The sequence below is a fragment of the Streptomyces sp. HNM0645 genome (assembly GCF_030056615.1).
GTDB lineage: Bacteria > Actinomycetota > Actinomycetes > Streptomycetales > Streptomycetaceae > Streptomyces > Streptomyces marianii.
The window spans coordinates 1-17,250 of sequence record NZ_JASHLT010000015.1; the positions used below are offsets into that span (position 1 = coordinate 1).

Annotated in this window: 10 protein-coding genes; 3 read left to right on the forward strand and 7 right to left on the reverse strand. The window is 71.0% G+C overall.

All coding sequences use genetic code 11. The annotated features are described in order from the left end of the window. Positions 1 to 1,604: sensor histidine kinase (locus QMZ92_RS12160; protein ID WP_283297324.1), on the reverse strand; the 1,604-nt coding region annotated here is incomplete at its 3' end. Positions 1,605 to 1,732: 128 nt separating this feature from the next. Here QMZ92_RS12160 and QMZ92_RS12165 point away from each other — a divergent pair. Both QMZ92_RS12165 and QMZ92_RS12170 read left to right on the forward strand, forming a co-directional pair. Beyond that, positions 1,733 to 3,109, forward strand: a complete 1,377-nt coding sequence (locus QMZ92_RS12165) for a cation:dicarboxylate symporter family transporter (protein WP_283297325.1) — start codon at positions 1,733 to 1,735, stop codon at positions 3,107 to 3,109. Between the two features lie 307 nt (positions 3,110 to 3,416). Next, positions 3,417 to 3,737 (forward strand): GYD domain-containing protein, encoded by a 321-nt coding sequence (locus tag QMZ92_RS12170; RefSeq protein ID WP_283297326.1) that lies wholly within the window; start codon positions 3,417 to 3,419, stop codon positions 3,735 to 3,737. Positions 3,738 to 3,836: 99 nt separating this feature from the next. Here the strand turns inward: QMZ92_RS12170 and QMZ92_RS12175 are convergent, their stop codons facing one another. Then, on the reverse strand, positions 3,837 to 4,781 hold the full coding sequence (locus QMZ92_RS12175) for a DUF1996 domain-containing protein (RefSeq protein WP_283297328.1): 945 nt from the start codon (positions 4,779 to 4,781) through the stop codon (positions 3,837 to 3,839). A gap of 12 nt (positions 4,782 to 4,793) precedes the next feature. Then, positions 4,794 to 6,254 (reverse strand): glycoside hydrolase family 16 protein, encoded by a 1,461-nt coding sequence (locus QMZ92_RS12180; protein WP_283297329.1) that lies wholly within the window; start codon positions 6,252 to 6,254, stop codon positions 4,794 to 4,796. A gap of 523 nt (positions 6,255 to 6,777) precedes the next feature. Here QMZ92_RS12180 and QMZ92_RS12185 point away from each other — a divergent pair. Next, entirely contained in the window at positions 6,778 to 9,018 is a 2,241-nt protein-coding gene (locus QMZ92_RS12185; RefSeq protein WP_283297596.1) for a HelD family protein, read from the forward strand. Here QMZ92_RS12185 and glgB read toward each other — a convergent pair. The 4 genes from glgB to QMZ92_RS12205 all read right to left on the reverse strand — a co-directional run bounded on the left by glgB (position 8,975) and on the right by QMZ92_RS12205 (position 16,647). Then, on the reverse strand, positions 8,975 to 11,185 hold the full coding sequence (gene glgB, locus QMZ92_RS12190; protein WP_283297330.1) for a 1,4-alpha-glucan branching enzyme: 2,211 nt from the start codon (positions 11,183 to 11,185) through the stop codon (positions 8,975 to 8,977). The genes QMZ92_RS12185 and glgB overlap by 44 nt on opposite strands. A gap of 66 nt (positions 11,186 to 11,251) precedes the next feature. Then, positions 11,252 to 12,664: a maltokinase N-terminal cap-like domain-containing protein gene (locus tag QMZ92_RS12195; RefSeq protein WP_283297332.1), complete on the reverse strand. Its 1,413-nt coding sequence runs from the start codon at positions 12,662 to 12,664 to the stop codon at positions 11,252 to 11,254. Positions 12,665 to 12,889: 225 nt separating this feature from the next. Next, positions 12,890 to 14,665 (reverse strand): maltose alpha-D-glucosyltransferase, encoded by a 1,776-nt coding sequence (gene treS / locus QMZ92_RS12200; RefSeq protein ID WP_283297333.1) that lies wholly within the window; start codon positions 14,663 to 14,665, stop codon positions 12,890 to 12,892. Next, positions 14,662 to 16,647: an alpha-1,4-glucan--maltose-1-phosphate maltosyltransferase gene (locus QMZ92_RS12205; RefSeq protein ID WP_283297597.1), complete on the reverse strand. Its 1,986-nt coding sequence runs from the start codon at positions 16,645 to 16,647 to the stop codon at positions 14,662 to 14,664. The genes treS and QMZ92_RS12205 overlap by 4 nt, the downstream gene beginning before the upstream one ends. Positions 16,648 to 17,250: the final 603 nt, after the last annotated feature.

Below are 17,250 nucleotides of genomic sequence, written 5' to 3' on the forward strand. Positions count from 1 at the left end.
GCGTTCTCCCGCCCGCCCGGGGTGGTGGCCGGCCGACCATCGCCGGCTCGCGCGTCCCGTGCGCCCGGGACGGCGGCCCCGGGCTCGTCGTGGCCCGGCCCGGAGGCGGGCCGTACAGCGGTGGGCCGTCCGGCGGCTCCGGGGGCGGTGGCGTCGGGCGCGGCCGGCGGACACGTGCCGGGTGCGGCGGCCCCGGCGGCCGCACCGGCGGTGACGGCCGCGGACGCTCCCGTGCGGCGGCCCTCGGCCCGGTCCGCTCGTGCCTCGCGTGCGGCCGGTCGCTTCGCCGAGGACGCCTCGACCGCGTTGTCGATCAGGTTGCCGAGGACGGTGACCAGGTCCCGGGGCGGCAGCCAGGGCGGGAGGACTCCGTCGTCGATACGGCTGTCGTCGGTGAGGACGAGCTCGACGCCGCTCTCGTTGGCCTGGGCCGCCTTGCCCAGGAGCAGGGCCGCCAGGACCGGCTCGCCGACCGCCGTCACCACGCGGTCCGTGAGGACCTGCGCCAGTTCGAGTTCCGCCGTGGCGAACTCGACCGCCTCGTCCGCGCGGCCCAGTTCGATGAGCGAGACCACGGTGTGCAGCCGGTTGGCCGCCTCGTGGGCCTGGGCGCGCAGCGCCTGGGTGAAGCCGCGCTCGGAGTCCAGCTCACCGGTCAGCGACTGGAGTTCGGTGTGGTCCCGCAGGGTCACCACCGTGCCGCGCTGCTCACCGCCGACCACCGGCTGGGTGGAGACGACGAGCACCCGGTCGGCCGTCAGGTGCAGTTCGTCGACGCGCGGCTCGCTCGCCAGCAGAGCCCCCGTCAGCCCGGAGGGCAGGCCCAGTTCGTCGGGGGTCCGGCCCACGACGTCGGCGCCGAGCCCCAGCAACTCCCGCGCCCCGTCGTTGATCAGCGCGATGCGCCGACGCCCGTCGAGCATCAGCAGTCCCTCGCGCACCGCGTGCAGCGTCGCCTCGTGGTAGTCGTGCATACGGCTCAGCTCCGCCGCGTTCATTCCGTGCGTGTGCCGCCGCAGCCGGGCGTTGATCACGTACGTTCCGAGTCCGCCCAGTGCCAGTGCCGCTCCGGCCATCCCCAGCAGCGCCGTGACCTGCTTGCCGAGCTGCTCGCTGATCTTGTCGATGGTGATGCCCGCACTGACGAGCGCGACGATCCGGCCGGAGTCGTCCCGCACGGGTGCCACCGTCCGCACCGACGGCCCCAGCGTCCCGGTGTAGGTCTCCGACACCGTGCGGCCCCGCCGCGCCTCGTCGATGTGGCCCAGATAGACGTGTCCTATCTCACCCGGTTCGGGATGGGTCCAGCGTCTGCCGTCCGGGGTCATGATCACCACGAAGTCGACCCCCGCGTCCTTCCGCAGCCGCTCCGTGTACGGCTGCAGCCGCGCCGTCGGGTCGGCGGACCGGACCGCCGTCACCACCGACGGGAAGTCCGCCACGGCCGTTGCGGTCGCCGTCGTCTGCCGGCGCGCGGTCTCCTCGGCCTGTCCGCGGTCCATGACGTAGGAGAAGAGCGCGAAACCGGCCACGATGGCGGTGACCAGCACGACCTGCATCGCGAAGAGCTGGCCGGCGAGGCTCCGTGGGCGGGGGATGCGCATGGCTCAAGTCTGCCTGGCCGATTTCGTGTGAACGAAACGCACGCAACGGTGACCGGGGTCACAGGGTGCTGAATAGTCACGGGCATCCACCGGGACGTGGACGAACATCGGGCCGAGGAGGAATCCCCGTGGCAACCGCTCCAGCAGCCGCAAGGCGGGATCGCACCCATTATCTGTATCTCGCCGTCATCGGCGCCGTCGTCCTCGGCGTCATCGTGGGCTTCGCCGCCCCCGGCGTCGCCGTCGAACTCAAGCCGATCGGCACCGGGTTCGTGAACCTGATCAAGATGATGATCTCCCCGATCATCTTCTGCACGATCGTGCTCGGAGTCGGCTCGGTCCGCAAGGCGGCCAAGGTCGGTGCCGTCGGGGGTCTGGCCCTCGGCTACTTCCTGGTGATGTCGACGGTCGCGCTGGCCATCGGCCTGATCGTGGGCAACCTCCTCGACCCGGGCCACGGACTGCAGCTGACGGACGCGGCGAGGGCCGCGGGCGAGAAGCAGGCAGAGGGCGGCGGCGAGGGCACCGTGGACTTCCTCCTCGGCGTCATCCCGACCACCCTGGTCTCCGCCTTCACCGAGGGCGAGGTGCTGCAGACCCTGCTGGTCGCGCTGCTCGCGGGCTTCGCGCTGCAGGCCATGGGCTCCGCGGGGGAGCCGGTCCTGCGCGGGATCGGCCACATCCAGAAGCTGGTCTTCCGAATCCTGGCGATGATCATGTGGGCGGCCCCGGTGGGCGCCTTCGGCGCGATCGCGGCCGTCGTCGGCGAGACCGGTGTCGACGCACTGAAGTCGCTCGCGGTCATCATGATCGGCTTCTACGTCACCTGCGCGCTTTTCGTGGTCCTCGTCCTCGGCACCCTGCTGCGGGTCGTCGCCGGGGTCAACCTGTTCTCGCTGCTGAGGTACCTGGGACGGGAGTTCCTGCTGATCCTGTCCACCTCGTCCTCCGAGTCGGCGCTGCCGCGGCTCATCGCGAAGATGGAGCACCTGGGCGTCTCGAAGCCCGTCGTCGGCATCACCGTTCCGACCGGCTACTCCTTCAATCTGGACGGCACCGCCATCTACCTGACGATGGGCTCGCTGTTCGTCGCCGAGGCGATGGGGACCCCGCTCTCGGTCGGTGAGCAGATCTCCCTGCTGGTCTTCATGATCATCGCCTCGAAGGGTGCGGCGGGCGTCACCGGCGCCGGTCTCGCGACCCTCGCGGGCGGACTCCAGTCGCACAAGCCCGCCCTGGTCGACGGAGTCGGACTGATCGTCGGTATCGACCGCTTCATGAGCGAGGCACGCGCCCTCACCAACTTCGCGGGCAACGCCGTAGCCACCGTCCTGGTCGGCACCTGGACCAAGGAGATCGACAAGGAGCGGGCCGCCGAGGTCCTCGCCGGCCGCATCCCGTTCGACGAGTCGACCTTCGTCGACGACCACGCCCCTGCCGCGGCCTCCGCCGAGGTGCCGGAACAGCGGGACGAGGCTCTCAGGGAGCCGGCCGTGAAGGTCTGAGACCACGGCCGGAAACGCGCGGCCCGGGGCGCACACCGCCCCGGGCCCACACGCGTTCCCGGCCCCGCGGCCGACCGGCCCGCCCCCTCGGCCGACCCGCACCCTCAGCCGGCCGGGAAGGAGAACACCGCGTACGACCGGGGCCCGCCCGCGCGCACGTCATCCGGATGCCCCGGGTCCGGACCGTCCCGTGGGTCCTGGCCGGGCCGTGCGGGCGAGGGCGGAAGCCCGCCCGGCCCCCTCCGGCTGGCCGGATCGCGGCCGGTGCCGAAGGGTGGACCCAAAGGCGATCGGACGGGAGAGACGGATGCCCAAATACCTGGTCCAGGCCAGCTACAGCGCCGAGGGCACCAAGGGCCTGCTCGCCGAGGGCGGCACGGGCCGCCGGGAGGCCGTGGAACAGGTGCTCCGCTCCTGCGGCGGCACCCTTGAATGGATGTACTTCGCGTTCGGCGACGACGACCTGTACCTCGTCCTGGACATGCCCGACGCCGTCTCGATGGTCGCGACCTCCATGAAGGTCCGTGCCACGGGGGCGATCAGGTCCCGGGCCGTGCCCCTGCTCAGCGTCGAGGACATCGACGCGGCGGCGCGGAAGCAGGTCGACTTCCGAGCGCCGGGAGCCTGACGCCCCGGGGAACGGAAGTGCCGCCGGGGCGGGGGAACCGGCGGCACCCGTCGTACGATACGGCGGCGGCACCTACGGCACCGGGCAGCCACCCGTGGCTCACTGCTCGATGGGGCGTCCGTCCGTTCCGCAGATGTAGCCCGCCACGACGCAGTCCCGCACCCGGCGCTCCAGCTCCGACTGGTCCCAGGCGTTGAAGAAGTCACCGTGGAAGGTGTGGCCGGGGGCGTCGGTCACATTGACGCCGTCCCGGGTGCCGGCCAGGGTGAGCCCTCCGCCGTGCACCGGCCAGGTGATCAGCAGCTCCAGCCGCGGCACGACCACCGGATGGCTCGGTGGACACGTCTGTCCCGTCGCGTACGCCATGTGGTCGCGGTGGTTGGCGCTGTCCAGGTTCCTCCCGTCCCAGCAGGTGGGGAAGTCCAGGTAGTTCTCCAGTTTCGTGCCCGGCGGGCAGTCCATGAAGTCCCGGCTGGACTCGGGGCGTCCCACGCAGGACCAGCGCGCGGCCGGGTTCTGGTCGGGGGAGGTGGCGAGGGCGTTCCCGACGACGTACCGCAGTCCGCGCGGATGGGCGACGGCACGGGTGCGGTCGGTGATGCCCTGGTAGTAGACGGTGACCCGCTCCGGGGCCACGGGCACTCCGTTCTGGTAGAGGGTCGGCGTCCAGTAGGACGAAAGGTCCGTGCTCGGTGTGCAGTTGGTGGTGCCGGCGCTCAGCGACTCGAGCGTCGACGAGGCGTTCGCCGTCCTGTTGCCGTAGAACTCGTGGATGTGCGAGCGGCCCGCCTGGCCGGGGAACACGATCGGGTCGTCGCCGCGCCGGTGGCTGGGGAAGCAGTCCGCGCGGAACTCGCTCCCGCGCAGCGGGGCCGCCGCCTGGCCAACGATCGCCGCCGCCTGGTTCTTGGTGTAGGTGTACGCGTGGGCCTTGTGGTTCACCGGCGCGTGGCCGTCGCCGCGCCCGTCGGCGCCGGCCGTGCAGCCGGCCGGGCCGAGGAAGAGCAGGGCCGCCGCGCCCGCCAGGACTCTGCGGATGAGCATGTCCCCCCCCGCTCAGCCGAAGGGGATGCGGACGGAGGACTGGTTGCCGGTGCCCAGGGTGCTGTCGCCGTTGCCGATGGCGTTCCACACCTCGATCCGTACCCTGCCGTTCGTCAGATCGCCGTGCGTGCCGGTGGCGGACCGCAGTCCGCGCGCCTGGGTGTAGTGCTCGTAACCCGGGACGGGATCGGTGGCGAAGTAGTGGTACGTCTCGGTGCGGTCCCAGGTCCCGTCGCCCGTGCGGTCGTAACTCACCCGCACCTGCTGGCCGTTGGCGACGGTCGTACCGGCGTCCACGAAGAGGTCGAACTGCGTCGAACCGCCGTTGTACGCCCGGGTGACCGGGCCGGAGGTGAACACCTGCGGGCTGTGCGGGGTGCCGTCGTGGTTCGCTCCGCCCGCGGACGCGAGCGTGGCGGTGGAGCCGGACCCGGTCGCGTCCCCGGCGGCACCGCCGCCGCGCAGGTACAGCTGGGAGGAGCCCGTCGGCGGCGGGTCGGTCGGCGGCGGGGTCGTGCCGCCGCCACGGGTCCACACGGCGACGTAGTCCACGAGCATCGGGTGGCCGGGAACGGTCGCGGCGGTCGGGGTCCTCCCCGCCAGCGCGTCCGGGAAGGCGCCGCCGATCGCGACGTTGAGGAGGATGAAGTAGCCGGCGTGCTCGGTCATGTCGGCCCAGGTGCCGGCGTCCATCTGGTTCTGGTTCACGCTGTGGTAGAGCTGGTCGTCCACGTACCAGCGCAGGGCGTTGGGCGAGTTGGAGCGGTCCCACTCGAAGCGGTAGGTGTGGAACGCCGACTGGCAGCTCGCTCCGGGGCAGGTGCGGCTGGCGCCGAGGCCGCTGGTCTCGTTGCACGGCCCGCCGGGGTTCACCCCGCAGTGGAGCACGCCCCACACGGAGTTGATGCCGTTGACGTTCTCCATGATGTCGAACTCGCCGATGCCGGGCCAGTTCCAGTAGTTGCCCCGGTACGGTGCGCCGAGCGCCCAGAACGCGGGCCAGTACCCCAGTGCCGCGTCCCCGGTGACGTCGGGCATCCGGATCCGGCCCTCGATGCGCAGGGTGCCGCCGGCCGGGGCCCTGAAGTCGGCGCGGCGGGTCTCGATCCGTGCGGACGTCCAGTTGCCGGCGCCGTCGCGCAGCGGGGTGATGCGCAGATTGCCGCTGCCGTCGAGGCTGACGTTGTCCGGGCTGTTCGTGTAGTTCTGGATCTCGCCGGTGCCCCAGTTGGCGGGGCCGCCCGGATAGCCGTGACCGGTGTCGATCTGCCAGTCGGCGGAGGAGGGCAGGGACCGGTTCGGACCGGTGAAGTCGTCGCTCCACTGGAGGTTCCAGTTCGGCGCCGGGGGTACGGCGCCGCTGGCCGGGCCCGCGGGACCGAGGGCGAGGAGTCCGGTGAGGGCGACGGCGAGGGCCGTGAGCGCGGTGATGAGTGGGGTACGGGAGAGTCTGCTGATGCGGCTCGTGCTCAAGGAAGACCTCCGGGAGGGGGGTGGTGCCGGAAGTGATTGAGAGCGCTCTCAAGGTGTTTTGTAGATGGAGCCGGTGCGGTCGTCAATGCCTCGCGCGCGTTGACTTCCTTAATGCACAAACCACTTGGGGACGCTGCCGCGCCGCCGCGGGGCGCGCCGCACCCCGCGGCGACCGGACGGACCGTGACCGGCCCGGCTCCCGGGATCGGGCGGGGCTCAGGAGTTCTGCCACTCGTGCCGGGTGCACTCCAGCACCACGGGATCCGTCAGCCCGTGGCGCGGCGGTCGAGCGCCGGTTCGGGTCGTTCGTCCACCCCGCTCGCCGCGCCGCGGGGCCGGCCCGGGACCGTCCGCCGCATCGGGCCACGGTGTCCCGGGCAACAAAAAATCCCGGTCCGTATTTGACGGTCCGGGTATTTCTCCGCGTATATTGAATAGTTCCGTGTTCGGGTGCGACATGAAACACGGAGAACTTCAATAAACGTACTGTAGCGCGTCAGGAGCTGAATTGTCAACCGAGGAAATGCGGCAGGAACAACAATTCGTCTCCCTCGCCCATGAGCGGCTCGATCAACTGCGGGGGGAGGCCGAGGCCGCGGTGCGCGCCACGATGGCGCAGGTCAGCACGGGCCGGCAGGCACGCGTGGAGCGCGACATCGAGGTGGCCGAGCACTCCGCCTCGATCGCCGCGCTGAATGCCGCCGACTCCGGACTCTGTTTCGGACGTATCGACCGGCGCGACGGAGTGACGTACCACATCGGGCGAACGGGAATCCGCAGGGACGACACCGAGCGAACGCCGTTGCTGATCGACTGGCGGGCGCCCGTCGCGCGCCCCTTCTATCTCGCGACCGGTTACGAGCCGCTCGGGCTGCGCAGACGCAGGCACATCACCACCGAGGGCCGCACCGTCACCGCGCTGCACGACGAGATCATGGATCTGGCTGATCCGACCCGCACCGGCCACGAGTCGCACGACGCCGACGAGGTGCTGCTCGCCGCCCTCAACAGCGCCCGCACCGGGCGGATGGCGGACATCGTCTCCACGATCCAGGCCGAACAGGACCACATCATCCGCGCCCCCCAGAGCGGAGTGCTCGTCGTCGAGGGCGGTCCCGGCACCGGGAAGACCGCGGTCGCGCTGCACCGTGCCGCGTACCTCCTGTACGCCCACCGGGAGCAGCTCGCCAAGCGGGCCGTGCTGATCGTCGGGCCCAACCCGGCGTTCCTCGGCTACATCGGCGAGGTGCTGCCGTCCCTCGGCGAGACCGGGGTCCTGCTGTCGACCGTCGGCGAGTTGTACCCCGGGGTCCGCGCCACCGGCACCGACAGCCCCGCCGCCGCGGCCGTGAAGGGCCGCGCGGACATGGCGGACGTGCTCGCCGAGGCCGTACGGGACCGGCAGCAGGTGCCCGAGAAGGGCGAGCCGATCGTCATCGCCCACGACGACGGCGAGCTGGTCCTCGACTGGGACATCGCCGTGGAGGCGCGGCACAAGGCCCGCGAGACCGGCCTGCCGCACAATCTGGCCCGGCCCTACTTCGCCTTCCGCATCATCGACGAACTCACCACCCAGCTCGCCGACCGCATCGGCGAGGACCCTTACGGCGGCCCCAACTTCCTCGGCCCCGACGACATCGCCCAGCTCGGCAAGGCCATCGCCGCCAGCGCCGAGGTGCACGCCGCGATCGCCTCGCTCTGGCCGCCGCTCACCCCCGAGGAGTTCCTCGCCGACTACCTCGCGGACCCCACGCACCCGGACGAGGCCGACGCGGACCTGATCAGACGTTCCGGCGGACCGTGGACCCCCGCCGACGTGCCGCTCCTCGACGAGGCGGCGGAGCTCCTCGGCGAGGACGACTCCGCGGCCCGCGCCGCCGCCGAGGCCGAGCGTGCCCGCCAGATCGCCTACGCGCAGGGCGTGCTGGACGTCTCCTACGCCTCCCGCACCTACGAGTTCGAGGACAAGGAGGACGTCGACGCCGACGCCTCCGAGGTATTGGCCGCCCACGACGTCATCGACGCCGAGCGGATGGCCGAGCGGCAGGAGGAGGCCGACCACCGCAGCGCCGCCGAGCGGGCCGCCGCCGACCGGACCTGGGCGTTCGGGCACATCATCGTCGACGAGGCCCAGGAGCTGTCGGCCATGGCCTGGCGACTGCTGATGCGCCGCTGCCCGACCCGCTCGATGACCCTCGTCGGCGACCCGGCCCAGACCGGCGACCCGGGGGCACCTCCCAAGCCCGGGGCGGTGGGGGACGGCGGAGGCTTCTGGCGGCGGATCCTCGCCCCGTACGTCGAGGACCGCTGGCAGCTGGTCCGACTGGGCGTCAACTACCGTACGCCCGCCGAGATCATGGAGTACGCGGCGGAGCGGCGCAGGAGCACCGACCCGGACTTCACCCCGCCCCGGTCCATCCGGTCGACCGGCACCGCTCCCTGGGAGCGCACCCTGGACCTCGCCGACGTGGCGGCCCTCGCCGCCGCCGAGGCGCCGGAGGAGGGCCGGCTCGCGGTCATCGCCCCGCGTGAGCTGCACGCCGGGCTCACCGGCCTCGGGGGCGACGGGCCGCTCGACCTCTCCCGGCCCGTCGTCCTGCTCGACCCCCGACAGGCCAAGGGCCTGGAGTTCGACACGGTGCTGGTGGTCGCGCCCGAGCGGATGCTTCCCAACGACCTCTATGTGGCGCTGACGAGGGCCACCCAGCGGCTCGGGGTCGTCACACCGGCCTCAGCCACACCGTCGCCAGCGGCGGCAGGGTGAGCTGCACGCTGGTGCGGTGGCCGTGGGCGGCCACGGACTCGGGCTTGACCGGGTCGTCGTTGCGAACGTCCCCGCCGCCGTACCGGGCCGCGTCGGTGTTCAGCACCTCCGTCCAGGCGGGCACGGACGGGGGTACACCGAGCCGGTACTCGTGGCGTACCACGGGTGAGAAGTTGGAGACGGCGAGCAGCGGGGCCCCGTCGGCGGCGAAGCGCAGGAACGCGAAGACGTTGTCGTCGGCGGCCCCGCCGTCCACCCAGGAGAACCCCTCGGGGACGGTGTCCCGCTGCCACAGCGCCGGAGTGGCCGCGTAGACCCTGTTCAGCTCGCGCACCAGGTCCCGCACCCCGCGGTGGTCGCCCTCGGCCGAGTAGGAGGGGTCCAGCAGCCACCAGTCCGGCCCGTGCCCCTCGGACCACTCCGCGCCCTGGGCGAACTCCTGCCCCATGAATAGCAGTTGCTTGCCCGGATGGGCCCACATGAAGCCGAGGTACGCCCGGTGGTTGGCGCGCTGCTGCCACCAGTCGCCGGGCATCTTCGACACCAGGGCGCGCTTGCCGTGCACGACCTCGTCGTGCGAAATCGGCAGCACGTAGTTCTCGCTGTACGCGTACACCATCGAGAACGTCATCTCGTTGTGGTGGAACTTGCGGTGCACCGGCTCGTGCTCGACATAGCCGAGCGAGTCGTGCATCCAGCCCATGTTCCACTTCAGCCCGAAGCCGAGCCCGCCGAAGCCCGCCGGCCCGACGTGGTGCGTGGCCCGGGTCACGCCGTCCCAGGCGGTGGACTCCTCGGCGATGGTCACCACACCGGGACAGCGCCGGTAGACGGTGGCGTTCATCTCCTGGAGGAAGGCGACGGCGTCGAGGTTCTCCCGGCCGCCGTGCTCGTTCGGGCTCCATTCGCCGTGCTCGCGCGAGTAGTCGAGGTACAGCATCGAGGCGACCGCGTCGACCCGCAGTCCGTCGATGTGGAACTCCTCGCACCAGTACACGGCGTTGGCGACGAGGAAGTTGCGCACCTCCTTGCGCCCGTAGTCGAACTCGAGGGTGCCCCAGTCGGGATGTGCGGCGCGGGCCGGGTCGGAGTGCTCGTACAGCGGGCGTCCGTCGAACTCCGCCAGCGCCCAGTCGTCACGGGGGAAGTGTGCCGGCACCCAGTCCATGACGACCCCGATGCCGGCGCGGTGCAGCGCGTCGACCAGGTGGCGGAAGTCGTCCGGGGTCCCCATTCGGGCGGTGGGCGCGTAGAAACCGGTGACCTGGTAGCCCCACGAGCCGCCGAAGGGGTGCTCCGCCACCGGCATGAGCTCGACATGGGTGAAGCCCAGGTCCTTGACGTAGGCGGGCAGCTGGTCGGCCAGCTGGCGGTAGGTGAGTCCCGGGCGCCAGGAGGGCAGATGCACCTCGTACACGGAGAACGGGGCCTCGTGGACCGGCCGGGCGCCGCGGTTCGCCATCCACGTCTCGTCGTGCCACACGTGGTGGGACTCGGTGACGACGGACGCGTTCGCGGGCGGCACCTCGGTGCGGCGCGCCATCGGATCGGCCCGGAGCGTGCGGGAGCCGTCGGGCCGGGTGAGCTCGAACTTGTAGAGCGCGCCCTCGCCGACACCGGGCACGAACAGTTCCCACACCCCGCAGGCGCCCAGCGAGCGCATGGCACAGGCCGTGCCGTCCCAGTAGTTGAAGTCCCCCACGACCCTGACCCCGCGGGCGTTCGGCGCCCAGACCGTGAAACGGGTGCCCGTGACGCCCTGGTGCGTCATCGGCCGGGCACCGAGGGCGTGCCACAGCTCCTCGTGCCGTCCCTCGCCGATCAGATGCAGATCGAGCTCGCCCAGCGCGGGGAGGAAGCGGTACGGGTCCGCGAACTCGACGACCGTGTCCTCGTACCCGATCTGGAGCGCGTACTCGGGGACCTTCCGCAGGGGCAGCAGCGCCGAGAAGAATCCGTCGCCGTCGTCGTGCAGCTCGGCGCGCAGCCCCTTGGCCAGGACCGTCACCGACTCCGCGTAGGGCCGCAGCATCCGGAAGACCACCCCGCCGCGGACCAGGTGCGCCCCCAGCAGGGAGTGCGGATCGTGGTGTGCGCCGGCGAGCAGCCGTTCCCGGTCGGATGCGTCGAGCGGTTTGGCGGGGCGTACGCCATTGCGGGGAGTCACGGGGACGGCCTCCTTGTGCTGAGGGGGATGGTGGGGCGGGCGACTCAGCTGCGGGATGACGCGGCGTCAGCCCGCCGGGCCGGCCAGCCGCTGGATGGCGGACATGGGGACGGGCAGCCAGTCCGGCCGGTGACGGGCCTCGTACACGACCTCGTACACGGCCTTGTCCGTCTCGTAGGCGCGCAGCAGTTCCGCCTCGGCGCGAGGGTCGGAGCCGGACGCGTCGGCGTAGCCCTCGCAGTAGGCGGCACGGCAGCGCGCCGCCCAGGCCGGGTTCCAGGGGCGGTGGGAGCGGGCCGCGTAGTCGAAGGACCGCAGTATCCCGGCGATGTCCCGCACCGGGGGCTGCACCCGGCGGCGTTCGTCGAGCGGCCGGGCCGGCTCCCCCTCGAAGTCGATGACGGACCAGCCCGCGTCGGGTGTGCGCAGGGTCTGGCCGAGGTGGAGGTCTCCGTGGATGCGCTGGGCCCTGCCGTCGCCGTCGAAGGTCGCGCCGGCGATCGCGTCGAAGGCGGCACGCAGCCCGCGGACGTAGGGCAGCAGCGCGGGCACGGCCCGGAGCGCCGCGTCCAGGCGCTCGTTCATCGCCGTCGCCAGGTGTTCCGTCTGGGGCCCGCTCAGTGACACGGTCGGCAGTGCCGCGGCGAGCGCGGTGTGCACCTCCGCGGTGGTCCGGCCCAGGGCCTGTGCCTCCTCGGTGAAGTCGTCGCCTGCGGCGAGCGCCTTGAGCGCCAGCTGCCAGCCGTCCTGGGAGCCGCGCAGGAACGGCTGGAGGACGCCCAGGGTGCAGGGCTCGGGCGTGTCCGACTCGAACCAGGCGACGGGCGCGGGCACCCGGTCGCAGCCCGCCCGGGCGAGCGCGAGAGGCAGTTCCAGATCGGGGTTGATCCCCGGGTACACCCGGCGGAAGATCTTGAGGATGTACGAATTCCCGTACACCAGCGAGGAGTTGGACTGCTCGGCGTCGAGCACGTGGGCCGGGAGCCCGCCCGGGACGGGAGCCGCCCGGTCGAAACGGAGCGGGCCGAACCGGCCGGGCGTGCGGAGCCGCTCCAGCAGCAGCCCGGCGAGCCGGGGGTCGTGCAGCCCTTCGTAGACGGTCCGGCCGGCGAGCGGCCCCTCGTTCACGCGGCCGATCATCGCGGGGGCGAGGTAGGGCGGCAGCATGGTGCGTACGCCGAGCAGCAGCTGGTAGCAGTCGCCGCCGGTCCCGGGGGCGCGCTTCCCGGCCGGGGTCCGGCCGGCGGCGGCCCTGGAGCCCATGGTCTGGTCGGGCTGCCTGACGCGCAGCAGCAGATGCAGCAGTCCGGGGCCGGCCGAGTCGACCGGCAGTAGTTCGACCGCCGCCACCAGCGCGAAGCCGGTGACCGGGCGCCCCTTTCCCGCGAACCACCGCTGCCTGGGCAGCCACTCGCGCAGCAGGGGCGAGAGCGAAGGCAGCAGGGCGACGGGGGTCCGGGTGGATGCAGCCTCCGACATGGCATCGCGTCCTTTCCCCGGGCACACCACAGGTTGCGAAGAGTGTCCCGGATTGCGGCAAATAATAGCTGTCCGGGCTGTGCGTGGGGGTCCCCCCGCCGTAGGCAGGGGGAGTGTCGGCGGAGGATGGTCCGTACGGACTCGGACCAGATCTCGATATGGGGGGAATCGTGCCCCGTGCGGGACGGTCCAACCGCCCCGCACACGACATGGCATGTGCCGGAATCACACGCCCTTGGGCGCGCGGGCCTTGCGTGCGGCCCCCTGCGCCGCGGTCTCCGCGGCCACCGGCTCCTTGCGCAGCCGGAACCAGTAGAAGCCGTGCCCGGCCAGCGTCAGCAGGTACGGCCACTCGCCGATCGCCGGGAAGCGGACCCCGCCGATCAGCTCCACCGGATGGCGCCCGTTGTACCGGCGCAGGTCCAGTTCGGTCGGCTGGGCGAACCGGGAGAAGTTGTTCACGCACAGGACCAGGTCGTCCGAGCCGTCCTCGGTCGCGGGGGCCTCACGCAGGTACGCCAGCACCGCCGGGTTCGACGACGGGAGTTCGGTGAAGGTGCCGAGGCCGAAGGCGCGGTTCTGCTTCCTGATCTCGATCATCCGACGGGTCCAGTGCAGCAGCGACGAGGGCGACGCCATGGACGCCTCGACGTTGGTCACCTGGTAGCCGTAGACCGGGTCCATGATGGTCGGCAGGTAGAGCCGGCCGGGATCGCAGGACGAGAATCCGGCGTTGCGGTCCGGGGTCCACTGCATCGGCGTGCGCACCGCGTCCCGGTCGCCCAGCCAGATGTTGTCGCCCATCCCGATCTCGTCGCCGTAGTAGAGGATGGGTGAGCCCGGCAGGGACAGCAGCAGCGCCGTGAACAGCTCGATCTGGTTCCGGTCGTTGTCGAGCAGCGGGGCCAGTCGGCGCCGGATGCCGATGTTGGCGCGCATCCGCGGGTCCTTGGCGTACTCCGCGTACATGTAGTCGCGCTCCTCGTCGGTGACCATCTCCAGGGTCAGCTCGTCGTGGTTGCGCAGGAAGATGCCCCACTGGCAGTTCTTCGGGATCGCCGGGGTCTTGGCGAGGATCTCGGAGACCGGGTAGCGGGACTCCCTCCGCACTGCCATGAAGATGCGCGGCATCACCGGGAAGTGGAAGGCCATGTGGCACTCGTCGCCGCCCGCAGGGAAGTCCCCGAAGTAGTCGACGACGTCCTCGGGCCACTGGTTGGCCTCGGCCAGCAGCACCGTGTCCGGGTAGTGGGCGTCGATCTCCTTGCGGACCCGCTTGAGGAAGGAGTGGGTGGCCGGGAGGTTCTCGCAGTTGGTGCCCTCCTCCTGGTACAGGTACGGCACGGCGTCGAGCCGGAAGCCGTCGATGCCGAGGTCCAGCCAGAAGCGCAGCGCGGAGATGATCTCCTCCTGCACCGCGGGGTTCTCGTAGTTGAGGTCCGGCTGGTGGGAGAAGAAGCGGTGCCAGTAGTACTGCTTGCGGACCGGGTCGAAGGTCCAGTTGGAGGTCTCCGTGTCGACGAAGATGATCCGGGCGTCCTGGAACTGCTTGTCGTCGTCGGCCCAGACGTAGTAGTCGCCGTACGGTCCCTCCGGGTTGCCGCGGGACTCCTGGAACCACGGGTGCTGGTCGCTCGTGTGGTTCATGACGAAGTCGATGATGACCCGCATCCCGCGCTGGTGGGCGGCGTCGACGAACTCGACGAAGTCGGCGAGGTCGCCGAACTCCGGAAGTACCGAGGTGTAGTCGGCGACGTCGTAACCACCGTCGCGGAGCGGGGACTTGAAGAACGGCGGCAGCCACAGGCAGTCGACGCCCAGCCACTGCAGGTAGTCCAGTTTGGCGGTGAGGCCCTTGAGGTCGCCGATGCCGTCGCCGTTGCTGTCCTGGAAGGTGCGGACGAGTACCTCGTAGAACACGGCGCGTTTGAACCAGTCGGGGTCCCGGTCCTTGGCGGGGGTGTCCTCGAAGGTGTCGTGGACGGGCTCATTGACGATCATGATGTGGGTGACCCTCCGGTCGGCGGGGACGGTCGCAGGACGACGATGTGCGCAGGCGTGACGCCCGGCTCGAGGCGCACATAGTTGGCCCTGCCCCAGTGATAGGTCTCGCCGGTGAGCTCGTCGCGCACCGGTACGGTCTCGTGCCAGTCGAGGCCGAGTTCCGGCATGTCAAACGAGACCGTCGCCTCCTGGGTGTGGTGGGGGTCGAGATTGACGACCACCAGAACGGTGTTCGAACCCGTTCGCTTGCTGTAGGCGATCACGGAGTCGTTGTCGGCGTGGTGGAAGCGGAGGTTCCGAAGCTGCTGCAGTGCCGGATGGCGCCGCCTGATCCGGTTGAGCGTGGTCACCAGCGGGGCGATGCTGCGCCCCTCCCGCTCCGCCGACTCCCAGTCCCGCGGCCGCAGTTGGTACTTCTCCGAGTTCAGGTACTCCTCGCTGCCCGGCCGCAGCGGGGTGTTCTCGCACAGCTCGTACCCCGCGTACATCCCCCAGGTGGGGGACAGGGTCGCGGCGAGCACCGCGCGCACCTCGAACGCCGGCCGGCCGCCCTCCTGGAGGTACGCGTGCAGGATGTCCGGGGTGTTCACGAAGAAGTTGGGCCGCATGCAGGCCGCCGCCTCGCCCGACAGCTCCGTCAGGTACTCGGTCAGCTCCTGCTTGGTGTTGCGCCAGGTGAAGTACGTGTACGACTGCTGGAAGCCGATCGCGCCGAGCGTGCGCATCATCGCCGGGCGCGTGAACGCCTCCGCGAGGAAGACCACGTCCGGGTCCGTCCGGTTGATCTCGCCGATGACCTTCTCCCAGAAGACCACCGGCTTGGTGTGCGGATTGTCGACGCGGAAGATCCGCACCCCGTGCGCCATCCAGTGGCGCAGTACGCGCACGGTCTCCTGGACCAGCCCCTTCATGTCCCGGTCGAAGGCGATGGGGTAGATGTCCTGGTACTTCTTCGGCGGGTTCTCCGCGTAGGCGATGCTGCCGTCCGCCCGGTGGTGGAACCACTCGGGGTGCTCGGTCACCCACGGGTGGTCGGGAGAGCACTGCAGCGCGAAGTCCAGGGCGACCTCCATCCGCAGGTCCCGGGCGCGGCGCACGAACGCGTCGAAGTCCTCGATCGTGCCGAGGTCCGGGTGGACCGCGTCGTGCCCGCCCTCGGCCGAGCCGATCGCCCAGGGCACCCCGACGTCGTGGCGGCCTGCCCCGAGCGTGTTGTTCGGGCCCTTCCGGAAGGTGCTGCCGATGGGGTGGACGGGCGGCAGGTACACGACGTCGAAGCCCATCGCGGCGACGGCCGGAAGCCGCCGCGCCGCCGTCCGGAAGGTGCCGGAGACGAGTCGGCCGCGCTCGACCCGGGCGCCCTCGGAGCGCGGGAAGAACTCGTACCAGGAGCCGAACAGCGCGCGGGTGCGTTCCACCCGGAGGGGCAACGGAGCCGAGGCGGTGACCAGTTCGCGCAGCGGATGGCGGGCGAGTGCGGCGAGCGCGTCCGGGGCGAGTGCCGCGTCCAGCCGCTCGCGGTCCGGCCGGTCCTTGTCGCGCAGGGCGTCGGCGGCGGCGAGCACGGCCTCCCGGCCCGCCCGCTTGGGCACGCCCGCGGCGGCGCGCTCGTAGAGTTCCGCGCCCTCGGCGAGGACCAGGGCCGTGTCGATCCCGGCCGGAACCTTGACTCCGGCGTGGTGCCGCCAGGTGGCCAGCGGATCGCTCCACGCCTCGACGCTGTAGGTCCACCGCCCCTCGGCGTCCGGAGTGACCTCGGCACCCCAGCGGTCGCTGCCGGGGGCGAGTTCGCGCATCGGGGTCCAGGGGCCCGGCCGGCCGCCGGGATCCCGCAGGACGACGTTGGCGGCCACCGCGTCGTGCCCTTCGCGGAACACGGTGGCGGTGATCTGGAACGTTTCGCCGACCGTCGATTTCGCGGGCCTTCGGCCGCAGTCGACGAGGGGGCGTACGTCCAGCACGGGAATGCGGCCAATCAGCGGGTTCACGGCATCACCTGGGGGCTGTGCGGGCTCGGCGGGTCGAACGGGCGGTCCCTCTTCACGGGGGGCGGGTGTTCTTTGTAACTGCTCCGTTGACGACTGGCGGGCTGCGGGCATGGCCGCTCCTGTCCGCGTTCACTCGAATGGAAGGGTCGCGAGTGCGTTCCGGTGCGTACCGGGGGAGCCTTCCCACGCGCTTCGGGTCGGCAATCCGGTGGTGCGTTAACTACTAGGGCGTAGGTCCCGGCACAAGGCCGCGGCCGTCCGGAGGGCGGTGCGCGGTCGCTTCCGGAAGGGTTCCGGTCGTGCGGTGCGCGGCCGTCATGAACATTTGAAGTCAACTTCGGTCATCTTCTTACCGTGTTGAGTTCGGTAATTCCTGATTACTAATAGAGAATCGATCGCCTACGGCCCTTTTTGGCCAATCGCAGAGGCCGCCGGAATGATCGCGGAACGCGCCGGCCGAATTTTGTTGAAAGCTTGCGGAAAGAGCTGCGTCCCCCTCCACCGGATGATTACTGTGAAGCCTCATCCGGAGTGGGCACTCCGGGTTCCGACGATCAGTCATGCGTGCACCCTCACCTGGGCACATCCATGCCT

Bases quoted from the DNA above. Each gene is read 5' to 3' on its own strand.
- QMZ92_RS12185 (WP_283297596.1), top strand. From the start codon at position 6,778: ATGCGGCAGGAACAACAATTCGTCTCCCTCGCCCATGAGCGGCTCGAT.
- QMZ92_RS12195 (WP_283297332.1), bottom strand. From the start codon at position 12,664: ATGTCGGAGGCTGCATCCACCCGGACCCCCGTCGCCCTGCTGCCTTCG.
- treS (WP_283297333.1), bottom strand. From the start codon at position 14,665: ATGATCGTCAATGAGCCCGTCCACGACACCTTCGAGGACACCCCCGCC.
- QMZ92_RS12175 (WP_283297328.1), bottom strand. From the start codon at position 4,781: ATGCTCATCCGCAGAGTCCTGGCGGGCGCGGCGGCCCTGCTCTTCCTC.
- QMZ92_RS12170 (WP_283297326.1), top strand. From the start codon at position 3,417: ATGCCCAAATACCTGGTCCAGGCCAGCTACAGCGCCGAGGGCACCAAG.